General features: G+C 48.6%; 2 tRNA genes. Both read left to right on the top strand.

Going from position 1 to position 208, the window contains the following annotated elements:
* A tRNA-Asp gene (locus tag ACSZOX_RS22470) sits at window positions 1-72 on the top strand.
* A 61-nt stretch (window positions 73-133) separates the two neighbouring features.
* A tRNA-Asp gene (locus ACSZOX_RS22465) sits at window positions 134-207 on the top strand.
* Window position 208 lies beyond the last annotated feature (1 nt).

The following is a 208-nucleotide window of genomic DNA, read 5'->3' as shown; positions in this document are numbered from 1 at the left end:
TCTGGTAGTTCAGCTGGTTAGAATACATGCCTGTCACGCATGGGGTCGCGGGTTCGAGTCCCGTCCAGACCGCTAAAACAAGAAGAGAAAACTCTTCGAAACGTTCTTAAAAATAAAAGATTTAAAAGATATTGGTCTGGTAGTTCAGCTGGTTAGAATACATGCCTGTCACGCATGGGGTCGCGGGTTCGAGTCCCGTCCAGACCGC

This window comes from Sphingobacterium sp. LRF_L2 (assembly GCF_965644235.1).
Classification (GTDB): Bacteria; Bacteroidota; Bacteroidia; order Sphingobacteriales; family Sphingobacteriaceae; genus Sphingobacterium.
This window is presented reverse-complemented; position numbering and strand designations above follow the sequence as displayed.